A 16,249-nucleotide genomic window follows, 5' to 3' on the forward strand; every position below is an offset into this window, starting at 1 on the left:
ATGGCCTGCCCTCACGCTCCGCAAGACGCCACGCCCGCCAAGCCGGCCGCTGCTGGCGAAACCATCGTCCGCGAGGAAGGCGCCCAGCTCGACTTCTCGCGCGACATGAGCTATGGCGATTACCTGCACCTCGATGAAGTGCTGGGCGCCCAGCATCCGCTCTCGCCAGACCACAACGAGATGCTGTTCATCGTGCAGCACCAGACCAGCGAGCTGTGGATGAAGCTGATGCTTCACGAACTGACCGCCGCCGTGCGCCACCTCGCGGCCGACCAGTTGCAGCCGGCGTTCAAGATGCTGGCCCGGGTCTCGAAGATCATGGAGCAGCTGGTGCACGCCTGGGACGTGCTGGCGACGATGACGCCGCCCGAATACTCTGCCATCCGCCCCTACCTGGCCCAATCCAGCGGTTTCCAGAGCTGGCAATACCGCTGCATCGAGTTTTCGCTGGGCAACAAGAATGCAGCGATGCGCAAGCCGCACGCGCACCGGCCGGACCTGCTGCAGATCGTGGACGCCGCCTGGCACCGGCCGTCCTTGTATGACGAGGCCTTGCGCCTGCTGGCTCGCCGCGGCATCCCGGTGCCTGCCAGCCACACCGAGCGCGACTGGACCCTGCCTTACACGGCCAGCGAGGGCGTGATGCAGGCCTGGCTGCAGGTCTACCGCGCACCGGACCAGCACTGGGACCTCTACCAGCTCGGCGAGGAACTCACCGACCTGGAAGACGCCTTCCGCCTCTGGCGTTTCCGCCATGTGACCACGGTGGAGCGCGTGATCGGCTTCAAGCGCGGCACCGGAGGCACCGGCGGCGTGAACTACCTGCGCAAGATGCTGGACGTGGTGCTGTTCCCCGAGATCTGGCAACTGCGCACCGAGCTTTAGCCTTCACCGCCCAATGAAAAAGCCGCCCTCGGCATCCCTCGGGCGGCTTTTTGCGGAAGTGCGAGGACGCTCAGAAGGTGCTCATGTCCAGCCGGGCGCCGGTGAGAACCTTGCCGGTCAGAGAGGAGGTGGGGACCGCGCTGTTCAGGATCGCCGCCTTGATCTCCGGGGCCGTGGCGCTCTGGTGCGACGAGGCATACATCGCGGCAGCGCCCACCACAAACGCCGAAGCGAACGAGGTGCCGCTCAACGATGCATAACCCGACTTGTAGACCCCCTTCTTGATCACCGGGTTGGTGGTCTCGATGGCGGTGCCCGGTGCGGCCAGGTGAACCGTGGTCGCGCCGTAGTTGGAATAGCTGGCCAGCGTGCCGTATTCGGTCAGCGCCGCGACCGAGATCACGTTGTCCAGCGCATAGCTGGCCGGGTAGAACGGCGCGGTGTCGTTGCTCTTGCTGCTGTTGCCGGCAGCTGCCACCACCAGGATGTTGGCAGCGCCAGCGCGGCCGATCGCATCGGAGAAGGCCTGCGAGAAGCCACCGCCGCCCCAGGCTGCGCTGATGGCCACCAGCTTCATGTTCTTCGAATACTTCAGGTTGGTCAGGTAGTCCATTGCCTTGACTGCCAGCCCGGCGTTGCCGGTGCCGTTGGTCATCATCTTGGCGGGAATCATGTTCACGCCCCAGCAGACGCCGGCGATGCCCTTGTCGTCCCCACCACGCGCGCCGATGATGCCGGCCACCTGGGTGCCATGCTCGTCGGTCACGTCGTCGAACACGGTGTTGTCCTTGTTGACGAAGTCCCAGCCGTTGATGTCGTCGACATAGCCGCTGCCGTCTTCGTCGATGCCGTTGACCACCTCATCCGGGTTGGTCCAGACGTTCTTCAACAAGTCGTTGTGGGTCAGCATGATGCCTTCGTCCATGATGCCCACATGGATCTTCTTCAGGCAGGTGTTGCCCCTGTCCCAGGCCATCGCGGCGCCAGAGCCGTAGGCATTGGTGAAGAGCGGCGAGGTGGCGCCATACATGCCCCACTGGCTGCCGTTGACATAGTAGGGATCGGTGGCCACCGACTGCGCGGTGTAGACCCAGTTCGGCTCGGCGAATTTGACGAAGCCATTGGCGCTCAGCAAGCGCATGGCGGCCGCGACCGAGGAGCCTTCCGGCAGGCGGATGCGGTGCAATTCGCCCATGCTGCCGTTGGCCGCGCGCAGCCGCTCGACCGAGCGCCCGCCCACCAGCGCCAGCGCGGACTGCCGCGCAGCCAGCGCCGCGGTGCCGTGGAACTGCACCAGCAGCTCACCGGGCACGTACTTGGCATGCGCGCTCAGGCTGGCCTCGACGAGGTCCGCATTCGCATGGGCAAGGCCCACGCAGCCCAGCAGCGACACCGCCACAGCAACAACCGACAGGCCACGATTCAAACAACTGCTCACTCGACACCTCCAAACCAACGGGAAACACATATATAAAACCTTGTTACAGCTTCGCAGCGGAAGAGGGGGGTGTCTACCATGCGACTTAGGGGGAAATCATTGACTTGGAGGACCTCGCGGGTGTTTACGTTTAGGAAACTACGTAGCCGCGCACCACGTGCGCCCGTGATTCACCGACAACTGGCACGTGAACCATTGCGCGCACCAAGCCGGACCGCGCACCGGCCACCCGCCGGCAGCAGCCCTGACGAGACCTCGGGCGCGGGCTGCTCCTAGAATCACCGGTCCGGCGCCGGGCTCATGGCGCCGGCTTCACCCCACCTTCCTGACGACCTGCGCCACCTGCATCATCCACGCGGGCTGGCCGACCGGAGCCACACCATGGACACCCGCACCGCCCCCGCCCGCCTTCGCATTGCCCGCCTGCGAGAAGCCATGTCCGCCGCCAATGTGCAAGGCGTGCTGGTGCCGTCCAGCGACCCGCACATCAGCGAATATTTGCCGGGCCGCTGGCAGGGCCGCGAGTGGTTTTCCGGCTTCACCGGTTCGATGGGCACGCTGGTCGTCACGCTGACCGAGGCAGCCTTGTTTGCCGACAGCCGCTACTGGACGCAGGCCGAGGCCGAGCTGGCCGGCAGCGGCATCGCGCTGGTCAAGATCCCGACCGGCGCCGCCACCTACCACCTGGACTGGATCGCCCAGCAGCTCAAGCGCGGCGAGACCCTGGCGGTCGACGGCCAGGTGCTGGGCCTGGCCGCGGCCAAGCAACTGCGCGGCGTGACCGACGCCGCCGGCATCCAGCTGCAAACCCAGGCCGACCCGCTGGACGCCGCCTGGGATGACAGGCCCACGCTGCCGACCGCCGGCATCTACGAACACCTGGCCCCTGAGGCCCCGGTGCCGCGCGCAGCCAAGCTGGCGCAGGTGCGCGCGGCGATGGCGGCACAAGGCGCCAGCCACCACTTCATCTCGACCGTCGACGACATCGCCTGGCTGACCAACCTGCGTGGCGCCGACGTGGCCTACAACCCGGTGTTCCTGGCCCATGTGCTGATCTCGCCGGCCGGCGCGACGCTGTTCGTCGGCAGCGGCAAGGTCGACGCCGCGCTGGCGGCCAAGCTGGCCAGCGAAGGTTTCCAGCTGGCCGACTATGCCCAAGCCGCCGCCGCGCTGGCCAAGCTGCCGGCCGGCAGCACGCTGCTGATGGACCCCAGGCGTGTCACGCTGGGCCTGCGCGAAGCCGTGCCGGCCAGCGTCGCGGTGATCGAGGCCATCAACCCCAGCACGCTGGCCAAGAGCCGCAAGACGGCCGAGGAAGCTGCCTTCATCCGCCAGGCCATGGCCGAGGACGGTGCGGCGATGTGCCATTTCTACGCCTGGTTCGAGGCCGCCCTGGCCCGCGGCGAGCGCATCACCGAGCTGACCATCGACGAAAAGCTGAGCGGCGAGCGCGCCAAGCGCCCGGGCTTCGTCGGCCTGTCCTTCCCGGTCATCGCCGGCTACAACGCCAACGGCGCCATGCCGCACTACCGCGCCACGCCCGAGTCGTTTGCGCCCATCGAAGGCAACGGCCTGCTGCTGATCGACTCCGGCGGCCAGTACAAGGGCGGCACCACCGACATCACCCGCGTCTGGCCGGTCGGCACCATCACCGCCGAGCACAAGCGCGACTACACGCTGGTGCTCAAGGGCACGCTGCAGCTCAGCCGCGCGCGTTTCCCAGAAGGCACGATGAGCCCGATGCTGGACGCACTGGCGCGCGCGCCGCTGTGGGCCGAGAGCATGGAGTACGGCCACGGCACAGGCCACGGCGTGGGCTACTTCCTGAACGTGCACGAAGGCCCGCAAAGCATCAGCAAGGCCGTGCCGGACGCCCACATGGCCATGCGCGCCGGCATGATCACCTCCATCGAACCCGGGCTCTACAAGCCCGGCCGCCACGGCATCCGCATCGAGAACCTGGTGCTCAACGTGCCGGCGCCCAGCAGCGAGTTCGGCGAGTTCCTCGAATTCGAGACGCTGACGCTGTGCCCCATCGACACCCGCTGCATGGACTTCGACCTGCTGCGCGCGGACGAGATCGACTGGTTGAACCAGTACCACGCGATGGTGCGCGAGCGCCTGTCGCCGCTGGTGGGTGGCGATGCGCTGGCCTGGCTGATCAAGCGCACCGAGCCGATCCAGGCGACCTGAGCCCCTGCGCCAGTCACCCAGCAAAAAGCCACCCAGGGTACCCAAGGGTGGCTTTTTTCGTGGAGGCCCGGAGGCCTTGAGAAACCTTACTTGAGCGCCTTGAAGCGCAGGCGGTGCGGCTTGGCGCCTTCTTCGCCCAGGCGCTTCTTCTTGTCGGCTTCGTACTCCTGGTAGTTGCCGTCGAAGAAGAACCACTGCGAATCGCCTTCGCAGGCCAGGATGTGGGTGCAGATGCGGTCCAGGAACCAGCGATCATGGGAAATGATCATGGCCGAGCCGGCGAACTCCAGCAGCGCGTCTTCCAGCGCACGCAGGGTTTCGACGTCCAGGTCGTTCGACGGTTCGTCCAGCATCAGCACGTTGCCGCCCTGGGCCAGGGTCTTGGCCAGGTGCAGGCGGCCACGTTCACCGCCGGAGAGGCTGCCCACCAGCTTCTGCTGGTCATTGCCCTTGAAGTTGAAGCGGCCCAGGTAGGCCCGGCTGGGCATCACGAACTTGCCGACGGTGATGTTGTCCAGGCCGCCGGAAACGTCCTGCCACACGGTCTTCTCGGCTGCCAGGCCCTCGCGGCTCTGGTCCACGAAAGCCAGCTGTGCGGTCTTGCCGGTCTTCACTTCGCCCGAATCCGGCTGCTCGACGCCCTGGATCATGCGGAACAGCGTGGACTTGCCGGCACCGTTCGGGCCGATGATGCCGACGATGGCGCCCGCAGGCACCTTGAAGCTCAGGTTGTCGATCAGCACGCGGTCGCCAAAGCTCTTCGAGACATTGGTGAACTCGATGACTTCATTGCCCAGGCGCTCGGCCACCGGAATGAAGATTTCGTTCGTCTCGTTGCGCTTCTGGTATTCGACGTCGCTCAGCTCCTCGAAACGGGCCAGGCGCGCCTTGCTCTTGGCCTGGCGGCCCTTGGCGTTCTTGCGCACCCATTCCAGCTCCTGCTTCAAGGCCTTGGCGCGGGCGTCTTCGGACTTCTGCTCGGCTTCCAGGCGCTTGCCCTTGCCGTCCAGCCAGTCGGAGTAGTTGCCCTTGTACGGGAAGCCCTGGCCACGATCGAGTTCGAGGATCCACTCGGCCGCGTTGTCGAGGAAGTAGCGATCGTGGGTGATGGCCACCACGGTGCCGGAGAAGCGCTTGAGGAACTGCTCCAGCCAGTCCACCGATTCGGCGTCCAGGTGGTTGGTCGGCTCGTCGAGCAGCAGCATGTCCGGCTTGGACAGCAGCAGGCGGCACAGTGCCACGCGGCGCTTTTCACCGCCGGACAGCGGGCCGATCTTGGCTTCCCAGGGCGGCAGGCGCAACGCGTCGGCGGCAATGTCCAGCAGGTGATCGGTGTTCTCGCCACCCGAAGTGGCGATGATGGCTTCCAGCTCGGCCTGCTCGGCGGCCAGCGCGTCGAAGTCGGCGTTTTCTTCGCCGTAGGCAGCGTAGACCTCGTCCAGGCGCTTCTGCGCGGCAATGGCGCCGCCAATGCCCTCTTCCACCGCTTCACGCACGGTCTGGTCCGGATTCATCACCGGCTCCTGCGGCAGGTATCCGATCTTCAGGCCCGGCATCGGCACGGCTTCGCCTTCGATGTCCTTGTCCAGGCCCGCCATGATCTTCAGCAGCGTGGACTTGCCCGAGCCGTTCAGGCCCAGCACGCCGATCTTGGCGCCGGGGAAGAAGGACAGCGAGATGTCCTTCAGGATGTGACGCTTCGGCGGCACGATCTTGCCGACGCGGTTCATGGTAAAGACGTATTGCGCCATTTGCGGTCCCGATGACGGCCCTTGCTGGAAGGGCGAAGCCATCTCCCGTGGCCGACAGGGCCTGCCAGGAGTGGCGGAGAAAAGGAGGTGCTGCCGCCCGGTCCGCCGGGGCGGACCCGGAGCGGTGCACGGCAATGCAGTGCAGCAAAACGTGATTATCGCTGCTGTCGGCCCCGGCGGTTCGCCGCCGGTTCAGCTCGCCCGCTCGGTGGTGGTTGGCCAGTGAGGGAGGAACTGCTCGAACTGCATCGACTCGCTGGCCGGCAGGTCGCCCGGGTCGGGCCGGCTGTTGGGGTCCCAGCTGTCCATCAGCCGGCGCATCTGCTCGGCCGGCGCCGGCCGGGCCAGCAGGTAGCCCTGCACCGAGCTGCAGCCGGCGCGCCGCAGCACTTCCAGCTGCGCCGGCTCTTCCACGCCTTCGGCCACGGTGCGCATGCCCAGCATGCGCGCCAGCTCGACGATGGTCCGCACGATGGCGCGGGCGTCGTGGTGGGTCAGCAGCTCCCGCACAAAGGCACGGTCGATCTTCAGCGTGTCGAACGGGAAGCGGCGCAGGTAGGCCAGCGAGGAATAGCCGGTGCCGAAATCGTCCAGCGCAATCTGCACCCCCAGCGACTTCAGCTGGTGCAGGTTGGACATCGCCGTGGGTGTGTCGTCCAGGAAGATGCCTTCGGTGATCTCGATCTCCAGGCGCTCGGCCGCCAGGCCCGACACCTGCAGCGCGCGCCGCACATCGTCCAGCAGGCCGGTGCGCATCATCTGCGCCGGCGAGACATTGACCGAGATCATCAGGTTGCCGAACAGCGCCTGCGCCTCCTGGCAGGCCCGCTGCAGCACCCACGCGCCGATCTCGCCGATCAGCCCGCATTTCTCGGCCACCGGAATGAACTCGGCCGGCGGGATGGAGCCCAGCGTCGGGTGCTGCCAGCGCACCAGCGCCTCGGCGCTGAGCAGCTCCCAGGTGTCCACCCGCACCCAGGGTTGCCAGTCCAGGCTCAGCTCGCCGCGCTGCAAGGCCTGCCGCAGCTCATGCTCGACCGACACCACGCGCCTGCTGCGCTCGCCCAGCGCCGGCGCGAAATACTCGCAGCGGCCGCGGCCGGCTTCCTTGGCGGCATAAAGCGCCAGGTCGGCATTGCCCAGCACGTCGTCGATGGTCGTGCCGTGATCCGGGATCAGCGCCACGCCGATGCTGGCGCCGATCGCCACCATCTGCCCGCGCACCTCACCCGGCGAATTCAGCACCTGCAGCAGGCGCTGCGACAGTTGGGCAACCTCCTCGTCACTGCGCACATCGTCCAGCAGCACCGAAAACTCGTCGCCGCCCAGCCGCGCCACCAGGTCGCTGCGGCGCACGATGGACTGCAGGCGCTGCGCCACCAGGCGCAACACGCCGTCGCCCACCGAATGGCCCAGCGAATCGTTGATCGACTTGAAGTTGTCCAGGTCCAGGCACAGCAGCGCGCTGCGCCGCGGCGGGTCGCCCCTGGCTTCCAGCGCCTGCGACAGGCGCTCGCGCAGCTGCACCCGGTTGGCCAGCCCGGTCAGCGAGTCGTAGTGGGCCAGGTAGGCCAGGCGCTGGTGCGTCAGGCGTTGCTGCGTGACGTCGGAAATGACACCGCGCCAGCCGTTCGAGCGACCAATCTCGTCGAGCAGCGGCTTGGCGGTCACCGTCCACCAGCGGTGGCTGTCGCCCGCCTTGACCTGCAGCAGCACGTCGCGGAACGGCTTGCCGCGGGCCATCGCCGCACGCAGCGCCCGCAGGCCGCCAGCGTGTTCGGTGTCGATGTGGCGATCGTCGAGCATCTGCACCAGCCCGGTCTCGGCCAGCACCGCTTCCGGCTCGCCCAGCAGCACAGCCAGCCGGCCCGACACATGGGTGAACAAGCCGCTTCGGTCGATCTCCCACAGCACATCGGTCGCGTGTTCCTCGAAGTCGCGCAACAGCAGGCTGACCAGTTGGCCCTGGCGGGCCGCCTCGCGTTCGGAGTTGATGCGCGCCTGCAACTGGCGCGCCACCGAGCGCACACCGGCCAGCACCACCGCCGCATACACGCAAAGCATCCCGGCCACCGTCAGCGCCGAGCCGCCACCCTGGCGCAACAGGCCCACCAGTGCGCCCAGCGCCAGCACGCACAGCCAGGCCAGGCTGGCCGGCAGCAGCGGCGCCAGCAGGAAGGCACCTGCGCCGAGCATGCCGCAGACCAGCATTGCAATCACCAGCTGCTGGCCCACCGGCACCTCCGGGTACCACAGCGCAGAGACCGCGGACCACAGCAGCGCCAGCCAGGCCGCGTGGCCGGTGGCATGCCACAGCGCGCGCGGCGAGACGCTGGCCGGCGCCAGTGCGCCGCGCAAGCGCCAAGCGCGCCAGCCGGCCCAGCCGCAGCTGGCCAGCAACAGCAGCAGCCAGGTCCCCAGCGGCCAGGGCCGCCGCAGCGAACCCAGCAGCGAACCGGCCACCAGCACGCCGCACAGCGCATTGGCCAGCATGACGGCAGGCGACAGCCGGGTCACCATCGCCAGGTGGCGCGCCCGCAACTCGGCAGCCGCAGGCTCGGGCGAAAACAGCGCCAGCACTTCGCTGCGCGCGTCCTGCCAGGAGCCAAGCATGTGAGAAAGACCGCGCAACTTCGTTCCTAGAAAGGGTGGCCAGGGCGCCCGCCACAGGCGTTGCAAGGGCCCGGACCCACGGTCCGCTGTCCGGAGCCAGCGGCGAAATGTAACCGGACCGGGAACACCCTCTATTCAAAGCATGCCCAATGCGGCGGGGCAATCCCCTGACTGGTACACTGTACTCAGCGGCTTCGAGTCCAGCTCTGATGCCTGCTTGTCGCTTCTGACATCGGTGAATGCCCTCTCGGTGCTCACCCTCCCCCCACGCCGGGCCCCTGGCTGGTGCCCCCTCCCGGCGGCAAATGGGCCGGCGACACGCTCCCCAACTGAGTCTGCATGACCTTTGACACCCTCGGCTTGGCCGAACCGCTTGTGCGTGCCGTGCACGAACAAGGCTACACACAACCCACCCCCATTCAAGCGCAGGCCATTCCCGCCGTCCTCCTGGGCGGTGACCTGCTCGCCGGCGCCCAGACCGGCACCGGCAAGACGGCCGGCTTCACGCTGCCCATGCTGCACCGCCTGGCAGCGCTGGGCACCAAGCGAGATGCCAAGGGCCGCGTCGCCATCCGCGCACTGATCCTCACCCCCACTCGCGAACTCGCCGCCCAGGTCGAGGAAAGCGTGCGCCTGTACGGCAAGTACCTGCCGCTGACCAGCATGGTCATGTTCGGCGGCGTGGGCATGGGCCCGCAGATCGAGCGCCTGCGCAAGGGCGTGGACATCCTGGTAGCCACCCCCGGCCGCCTGCTGGACCATGCGCAGCAAGGCACGCTGGACCTGTCGCACGTCGAGATCTTCGTCCTCGACGAAGCCGACCGCATGCTGGACATGGGCTTCATCCACGACATCAAGAAGGTGCTCGCGATGCTGCCCAAGGCCAAGCAGAGCCTGCTCTTCTCGGCCACCTTCAGCGACGAAATCAAGGCCCTGGCCGACCGCCTGCTGAACCAGCCGGCGCTGATCGAGGTCGCCCGCCGCAACCAGACGGCCGAGACGATCTCGCAAAAGATCCACCCGGTCGGCCGCGAGCGCAAGAAGGAACTGCTGGCGCACCTGATCCGCAGCGGCAACTGGCACCAGGTGCTGGTCTTCACCCGCATGAAGCACGGCGCCAACCGCCTGGTCGAGTTCCTGAACAAGGAAGAGATCAGCGCGATGGCAATCCACGGCAACAAGAGCCAGGGTGCCCGCACCAAGGCGCTGGCCGACTTCAAGAGCGGCGACCTGCAGGTCCTGGTGGCAACCGACATCGCCGCCCGCGGCATCGACATCGACCAGCTCCCGCACGTGGTCAACTTCGAGCTGCCCAACGTACCGGAGGACTATGTGCACCGCATCGGCCGCACCGGCCGTGCCGGCGCACAGGGCGAAGCCGTGTCGCTGGTCTGCGTGGACGAGGACTCGTTCCTGCGCGACATCGAAAAGCTGATCAAGCGCAGCATCCCGAAGGAAATCGTGCCCGGTTTTGCGCCGGACCCGAACGAACGGGCGGAGCCCATCGTGCTGGGTCGCCGGATGACGATCGGCGTCGGCGCCGGTGGCGGTGGTGGTGGCCGCGGTGGCCGCAGCGGTGGTGGCGGTTTCGGTGGCGGCGGCAGCCGTGACGGCGGCCGTCCTCCGGCCGCTCGCGCTGGCGCCGGTTCCGGCCGTCCGAGTGGTGGCGGTGGCCGTGGCCCCGGTGGTGGCAGCGGCGGCGGGCGTGGCCCGGCCGGCGGCGGCTCTGGCGGTGGTGGCGGCAACGGCGGCCCGCGCCGCGGCGGCGGCCGCTGAGCGCCGGCCGGCAACACATGAAGACACCTGCGGGTGTCTTTTTTTTGCCCCGCTTGATCTGGCGCAAGCGGCGAGTGGTTGGCGGGGATTCAGCGGGTGTTCGGGCTTCATTTCCGGGAATTCCCTTCCGATGAAAGCTCATTCAATGGCGACAGCAGATTTGGCCTTCGCCCCGTCGTGCCCAAGCTTGTGTCCGGTCGTCAGGACGCACCCCGCCACCCCGGCACTCCAACGCAAAGATCAGGCCCATGCGAATCAACCATCCCGTCACCCAGAAGGAATACCCATTTCCCGATGGCGAAACCCTGGTCTCCTGCACCGATTTGCAAGGGCGCATCCTCTACTGCAATGCCGCGTTCATCACCGTCAGCGGCTTCACGCGTGAAGCCCTGCTGGGACAGCCGCACAACCTGATCCGCCACCCGGACATGCCCGCCGAGGCCTTCCGCGACATGTGGGCCACGCTGAAAAGCGGCCTGCCCTGGTCGGCCATGGTCAAGAACCGGCGCCTCAACGGCGACCACTACTGGGTGATGGCCAACGTCACGCCGCTGCTGGACGACAAGGGCCAGCCCAGTGGCTACATGTCGGTGCGCACCCAGCCCAGCCGGCAGGAAATCGAAGCCGCCGAGGCCTTGTACCTGCGCATGCGCGACGACGCCCGCGCGGCCAAGCCGCAGCTCAGGCTGGAAAGAGGCCAGTTGCACGACCTGCGGCCACTGCCTCGCCTGATGCGCCTGCTGCACCCCAGCCTGGCGGGCCGGATGTGGCTGATCTGCGCGGCCATGGGCGCCTGGTGCCTGCTGGCCGGCGAGCTCGGCCAGCGCGTGGGCAGCTGGGGCGCCGTCGCGATGGTCCTGCCGGCCGTCGCGCTCAGCGGCTGGCTGCTGCGCCGCATGACGCTGGAACCACTGGAACGCCTGCTCGGCCATGCCAACCGCATGGCCAGCTGCGACCTGACCCAGGCCTTCACCAGCAACCGCGCGGACGAGATCGGCACCTTCACCCGCGCCCTGTCACAGCTCAACGTGAACCTGATGTCGGTCGTGCGGGACGCCCGCAACGGCGTGATGCAGATCCGCCAGGACATGGCGGTGATCGCCGAAGGCAACCAGAACCTGTCCTCGCGCACCGAAGCCCAGGCCAGCAGCCTGGAAGAGACAGCCTCGTCGATGGAAGAAATCACCAGCACGCTGCGCCAGAGCACCGACATGGCCGCCCAGGCCACGCAGCAGGCCGGCAGCGCGCGTGCAGTGGCGGAGGAAAGCCGCCACGCGGTGCAGGCCCTGGCCAGCACCATGCACGGCATCAGCGAAGCCTCGGGCAAGATCAGCGAGATCATCCAGGTCATCGACAGCATTGCCTTCCAGACCAACATCCTGGCGCTGAATGCCGCCGTCGAGGCTGCGCGCGCTGGCGAACAAGGCCGCGGCTTCGCGGTGGTGGCGGGCGAGGTGCGGGCCCTGGCGCAGCGCAGTGCTTCGGCAGCGCGCGAGATCCGCGGGCTGATCCAGGCCTCGGTCGAGCAGGTCGCCGCCGGCAGCCAGCAGACCGACAACGCCCGCGCCGCGATGGACAAGGCGCAGGCGGCGGTCGACAAGGTGCACCACTTCATCGAGCAGATCAGCCACGGCATGAGCGAGCAGATGCTGGGCGTCGGCCAGATCAACCAGGCAGTTGCCGAGATGGACACGATGACGCAGAAGAATGCTGCGCTGGTCGAGGAAATCGCGGCATCGGCCGGCACGCTGCACGAGCGCGCCAGCGAGGTGGCCGACTCGGTGGGCGTGTTCCGCCTCAAGGGCCAGGCCGGCACGCCGGCCGCAGCGCCCGCTGCCGTGGCGCTGCGCAAGGTGGCCAAGGCGGCCAGCAGCACCGGCGCTGCGAAGCCGATCATCGCGCAGGCACCCAGGCCCAAGGCGGCCAGCGTGTCCCGCACCACCGCCGCACCGGCCACCACGGCGGGCGACAGCGACTGGAGCAGCTTCTGACCAGGCAGCCCGCGGTTCAACCCGCGGGTAAACGATAGGGCGTCCAAGCCTTCTGCCGCGCAGGTGCCGCTTGTCGGCGCTGGCAGCTCGGTAGAAACTGGCCGCATGGACCGCCGCCCCCCCTCCTTCGACCCGCAGTCCCGCACCTGGCTGGAACTCGGTGAAGTGCAGCGACTGCTGCTGGACTCCTATCCCGGCCTGGTGCTGGGGCTGGACCTGGACGGCCGAATACGCTGGATCAACCCGGCCGGTGCCGAGCGTCTGGGCCGTGGCCGCGACGAACTGAGCGGCCGCGAACTGGCCGGCAACCTGATGGCGCTGGAAGAGCTGGAGGTGCGCGCCACCCAGCTCTCGCGCGAACTCGGCGAACGCATCCCGGCAGACGCCAGCGTGCTCAGTGCCAGGCTGCAGCGCGGCTTCACCGACGAACACGAATGGGTGCTGCGCCACAAGGACGGCTCACCCCAGCCCACCCGCCTGGCGCTGGGCACGCTGCGCGACCACCAGGGCAGCGTGGTCGGCCTGATTGCCGTGGAGCCCGCGCAGCGCTCGGACGATGAAGCCCGGCTGCAGCTGACCCACCACGACAGCCTGACCGGCCTGCCCACCCGCGCGGTGCTGCCCGACCGGGCCGAGATGGCCATCCAGCGCGCCGCGCGCCAGCACAGCGTGGTGGCCTTCATGCTGGTGGAGCTGACCGGCTTCGAGGCCTTGTGCGAAACCCATGGCCACAGCGTCGGCGACGACGTGTTGCGCGCCACCGCCAGCCGGCTGCACTTCGAGCTGCGCAAGACCGACACGGCAGTGCGGCTGGATGGCGGCCAGTTCGCCGCGATGCTGGTCGACCTGCACCACGCGGACGAAGCCACGCTGGTCGCCAACAAGATCGCGCAAGCCCTGGCCGCGCCAGTCAATGTCGGCGTGGCCCGTATTCCGCTGAGCGCACGCATTGGCGTGGCCTGGTTCCCGTCGCATGGCGACCAGTTGCTGCCGCTGCTGCAAGCCGCCGAAGCGGCGCTGGCCAGCGTCAGCAGCGAAGCGGGCGGCGTGGCCTGCGCACCGTTGGCAGGCGACTGACTGCCGGCTGAACCTGCCCTCGGGACGGGGCAGGTTCAGTGCCCCCTCAGCACGGGTTCAGTGGAACTCGCCTTCGCGCAGCCACTTCGTCGCCACCCACTTTTCACCGGCCAGCACTGGCGCGCCGCCGTGCAGCGTGCGGGTGGTCGGGCTGGGCCGGGAATAGCTGAAGAACACCGCGTTGCCCTTGATCGGGGCGACTTCGAGGCCGACGTCCGGGAAGGTCGTCGCGCCGCCGCGCTCGGGCGTGTTGAGGTACATCAGCAAGGTGCCCAGGCGCTGGCCGCCGCGCGACAGGATGGTTGGCGCGCCGGGCTGGGCCGGGTCGAAATAGTCGTGATGCGGCAGGTATTGGGCACCGGGCCGGTAGCGCAGCACCTGCAGGCCCTCGCCGTTGATCACCGGCCAGCGCAGCAGGTCCGCAATGCGCTGCTCGATGCGGGCGCACAGCGCGTGTTCGCCGCGGCCGAAGAACATGCCGTCGCTGGTACGGGCGCTGTTCACTTCGCTGCCGCCGGTCGCGTTGACCACGGTTTCCGAACGCGACAGCCGCGGGTTGGCCAGCGCCACCAGCGCGTCGCACTCCTCGTGCGACAGGAAGCCGCCCAGCACCACCACCCGCGGCAACGCCATCTGCATCAGCACTTCGACCCTGCGGTCGGCCAGCTGCAGCGAGGTGGCGCCCGCCTCCAGCGCCGGCTCGGGCAGGCGCTGCGGCTGGGCCAGCTGCGCGGCCACGGCGCCGGGCGAGATCCCTTGCTGCAAGGCCTCCACCGCAGGCCGGCCGAGGTGAGCTTCCAGCGTGTCTTCCAGTGCCGTCATGGCGACCTGCTCGTCCCAGCCGCTGGCGCGCATGGCATTCAGCACATCGGCCGGCTGGCAACCGGCTTGCGCCTGGGCCACGATCCAGGCGCGCAGTTCAGGGGTGATGGTCTGCTGCACGTTCATGGCGGCGATTTTGTCATTGCCTCGCGGCCGGGCGCCAGCGACCGGCCCCGCACCCGGGTTTCAGGCTGCCACGCGGCGGCGGAAGACCAGGCGGTCCGGCTCCGAGACCTTGGCGTCGAAGCGGTAGCCTTCGGCGTCGAAGCCGGTCAGCGGCTCGACCTGCTGCAGCCGGTGCTCGATCGCGTAGCGCGCCATCAGGCCGCGGGCCCGCTTGGCGAAGAAGCTGATGATCTTGTACTCGCCGTTTTTCCAGTCCTCGAACACGCAGTCCACCACACGTGCCTTCAAGGCCTTGCGGCGCGCCGCGCGGAAGTACTCCTGAGAGGCCAGGTTGACGATCACCGGCGCCTTGTCGCGCGCCTGCTGGGCGTTGAGGTAGCCGGCCAGCGTGTCGCCCCAGTAGCCGTAGAGGTCGTTCGCCTCGGCGGTGGCCAGGCGCGTGCCCATTTCCAGCCGGTAGGGCTGCAGCCGGTCCAGCGGACGCAGCACGCCATAAAGGCCGGAGAGGATCACCACATGCTGCTGCGCCCAGTCCAGCTGGTCCTCGCTCAGCGTGGCGGCGCGCAGGCCTTCGTAGACGTCGCCGTTGAAGGCCAGCACCGCGGGCTTGCTGTTGTGCGCCGTGAAGCGGGTCGACCAGGCGGCGTAGCGCTGTGCATTCAGCTCGGCCAGTGGCTCGGAGAGGTCCATCAGCCCGGCAATGTCGGAGACCGTTTGCGTCTTCAGTACCGCGATCAGCGCGGCCGCCTCGGCCACGAATTGCGGCCGGGTGGCACGGGCCAGCACCGGTGCCGGCACGGGGGTTTCGTAGTCCAGGGACTTGGCAGGGGAAAGCAGGAACAGCATCGGGCGCAGCGCTCGCTCAGTCTTCTTCGTCTTCGGCCGGCAGGCGGCCGGCGAGGCCCGGCACCGCGCCCATTGCCGCAGCCCACGAGCGATGCGGAATGTGGCTGCGCAGGCGCAGGATGGCGCACTGCAGCAGGTGGCCGTTGATCTCGTGGCCCACGCCCTCGGCGATGTCGATGGTCGCGTCGCCATGCAGCTCGCCCAGGCGCTCGATGGCGGCGCGGGCATGCACTTCGGGAATCACCGTGTCGGCGCTGCCGTGGAAGAAGTGCAGCGTGGTGTGCTGCGGCGCCACGTCCGGCAGCGCCGGGTAGCGGCCGGCAAAGGCCAGCACCCGGCCGGCAATGCCGTCATGCGCCTGCACCAGCGAGAGCGCCATGATGCTGCCCTGCGAGAAGCCCCACAGCGCCGTGGCGGCCGGGCCCACGCCGGTTTCCTGCTGCATCGCATGCACCCAGTCGGCCAGCGCAGGCAGCACCTCGGCCACGCGCGTCACGCGGTTCTCCTCGGTCACGCCCTGGACCGAGAACCACTGCCGCGCCTGGCCGGTCGGGTCACCGTCGAACGGCGAGAAGCCCTCCGGCGCGACGATGGCCGCCTGCGGGAATTCCTTCTGCACCAGCCGGGCCAGCGGCGCCATGCCGGCCGCATTGCTGCCCACGCCGTGCAACAGCACCATCAACTGTTCGGGCCGCCCTTCGGCGGGCAGCCATGTCATCACCTTGTTCATC

General features: G+C 68.3%; 11 protein-coding genes. 5 read left to right on the top strand and 6 right to left on the bottom strand.

What is annotated here, in order from left to right:
• Positions 1 to 885, top strand: a complete 885-nt coding sequence (kynA, locus tag AC3WR5_RS11450) for a tryptophan 2,3-dioxygenase (protein ID WP_492484411.1) — start codon at positions 1 to 3, stop codon at positions 883 to 885.
• Positions 886 to 955: 70 nt separating this feature from the next.
• Here the strand turns inward: kynA and AC3WR5_RS11455 are convergent, their stop codons facing one another.
• On the bottom strand, positions 956 to 2,323 hold the full coding sequence (locus AC3WR5_RS11455; protein ID WP_492484413.1) for a S8 family peptidase: 1,368 nt from the start codon (positions 2,321 to 2,323) through the stop codon (positions 956 to 958).
• Positions 2,324 to 2,704: 381 nt separating this feature from the next.
• Here AC3WR5_RS11455 and AC3WR5_RS11460 point away from each other — a divergent pair, with 381 nt between their 5' ends.
• On the top strand, positions 2,705 to 4,516 hold the full coding sequence (locus AC3WR5_RS11460; RefSeq protein ID WP_492484415.1) for an aminopeptidase P family protein: 1,812 nt from the start codon (positions 2,705 to 2,707) through the stop codon (positions 4,514 to 4,516).
• A gap of 86 nt (positions 4,517 to 4,602) precedes the next feature.
• Here AC3WR5_RS11460 and ettA read toward each other — a convergent pair whose 3' ends face one another.
• Together ettA and AC3WR5_RS11470 are read right to left on the bottom strand one after the other, a co-directional pair.
• Positions 4,603 to 6,267: an energy-dependent translational throttle protein EttA gene (gene ettA, locus AC3WR5_RS11465; RefSeq protein WP_141289605.1), complete on the bottom strand. Its 1,665-nt coding sequence runs from the start codon at positions 6,265 to 6,267 to the stop codon at positions 4,603 to 4,605.
• 192 nt (positions 6,268 to 6,459) lie between these two features.
• Positions 6,460 to 8,880 carry a putative bifunctional diguanylate cyclase/phosphodiesterase gene (locus tag AC3WR5_RS11470; protein WP_492484417.1) on the bottom strand — a complete coding sequence of 807 codons (2,421 nt, stop codon included), beginning with the start codon at positions 8,878 to 8,880 and terminating at the stop codon, positions 6,460 to 6,462.
• Positions 8,881 to 9,219: 339 nt separating this feature from the next.
• Between AC3WR5_RS11470 and AC3WR5_RS11475 the strand changes: the two genes are divergently transcribed.
• The 3 genes from AC3WR5_RS11475 (at position 9,220) to AC3WR5_RS11485 (ending at position 13,724) form a co-directional block, all read left to right on the top strand.
• Entirely contained in the window at positions 9,220 to 10,656 is a 1,437-nt protein-coding gene (locus AC3WR5_RS11475) for a DEAD/DEAH box helicase (RefSeq protein WP_231011328.1), read from the top strand.
• Positions 10,657 to 10,904: 248 nt separating this feature from the next.
• On the top strand, positions 10,905 to 12,647 hold the full coding sequence (locus tag AC3WR5_RS11480) for a methyl-accepting chemotaxis protein (protein WP_492484419.1): 1,743 nt from the start codon (positions 10,905 to 10,907) through the stop codon (positions 12,645 to 12,647).
• Positions 12,648 to 12,752: 105 nt separating this feature from the next.
• Positions 12,753 to 13,724, top strand: a complete 972-nt coding sequence (locus AC3WR5_RS11485; RefSeq protein WP_141291669.1) for a sensor domain-containing diguanylate cyclase — start codon at positions 12,753 to 12,755, stop codon at positions 13,722 to 13,724.
• 57 nt (positions 13,725 to 13,781) lie between these two features.
• On the opposite strand, the gene AC3WR5_RS11490 is transcribed toward AC3WR5_RS11485, so the two are convergent.
• From AC3WR5_RS11490 to ypfH, 3 genes are read right to left on the bottom strand one after another with little or no spacing between them, the layout of a single operon-like run.
• Positions 13,782 to 14,672 (bottom strand): 2OG-Fe(II) oxygenase, encoded by an 891-nt coding sequence (locus AC3WR5_RS11490; protein ID WP_492484422.1) that lies wholly within the window; start codon positions 14,670 to 14,672, stop codon positions 13,782 to 13,784.
• Between the two features lie 60 nt (positions 14,673 to 14,732).
• Positions 14,733 to 15,518: a peroxide stress protein YaaA gene (yaaA, locus tag AC3WR5_RS11495; protein ID WP_492484424.1), complete on the bottom strand. Its 786-nt coding sequence runs from the start codon at positions 15,516 to 15,518 to the stop codon at positions 14,733 to 14,735.
• 16 nt (positions 15,519 to 15,534) lie between these two features.
• The gene (gene ypfH / locus AC3WR5_RS11500) at positions 15,535 to 16,248 is read right to left on the bottom strand and encodes an esterase (RefSeq protein ID WP_492484426.1); all 714 of its coding nucleotides are present in this window, start codon (positions 16,246 to 16,248) and stop codon (positions 15,535 to 15,537) included.
• Between the last annotated feature and the right edge of the window lies 1 nt (position 16,249).

It is taken from the genome of Ideonella sp. FW305-24, from assembly GCF_058788035.1.

Excerpts from the sequence above, each read along its gene's own strand:
- kynA (WP_492484411.1), top strand. The coding sequence starts at position 1 with ATGGCCTGCCCTCACGCTCCGCAAGACGCCACGCCCGCCAAGCCGGCC.
- AC3WR5_RS11460 (WP_492484415.1), top strand. The coding sequence starts at position 2,705 with ATGGACACCCGCACCGCCCCCGCCCGCCTTCGCATTGCCCGCCTGCGA.
- ettA (WP_141289605.1), bottom strand. The coding sequence starts at position 6,267 with ATGGCGCAATACGTCTTTACCATGAACCGCGTCGGCAAGATCGTGCCG.
- AC3WR5_RS11470 (WP_492484417.1), bottom strand. The coding sequence starts at position 8,880 with ATGCTTGGCTCCTGGCAGGACGCGCGCAGCGAAGTGCTGGCGCTGTTT.
- AC3WR5_RS11475 (WP_231011328.1), top strand. The coding sequence starts at position 9,220 with ATGACCTTTGACACCCTCGGCTTGGCCGAACCGCTTGTGCGTGCCGTG.
- AC3WR5_RS11480 (WP_492484419.1), top strand. The coding sequence starts at position 10,905 with ATGCGAATCAACCATCCCGTCACCCAGAAGGAATACCCATTTCCCGAT.
- AC3WR5_RS11485 (WP_141291669.1), top strand. The coding sequence starts at position 12,753 with ATGGACCGCCGCCCCCCCTCCTTCGACCCGCAGTCCCGCACCTGGCTG.
- AC3WR5_RS11490 (WP_492484422.1), bottom strand. The coding sequence starts at position 14,672 with ATGAACGTGCAGCAGACCATCACCCCTGAACTGCGCGCCTGGATCGTG.
- yaaA (WP_492484424.1), bottom strand. The coding sequence starts at position 15,518 with ATGCTGTTCCTGCTTTCCCCTGCCAAGTCCCTGGACTACGAAACCCCC.
- ypfH (WP_492484426.1), bottom strand. The coding sequence starts at position 16,248 with ATGAACAAGGTGATGACATGGCTGCCCGCCGAAGGGCGGCCCGAACAG.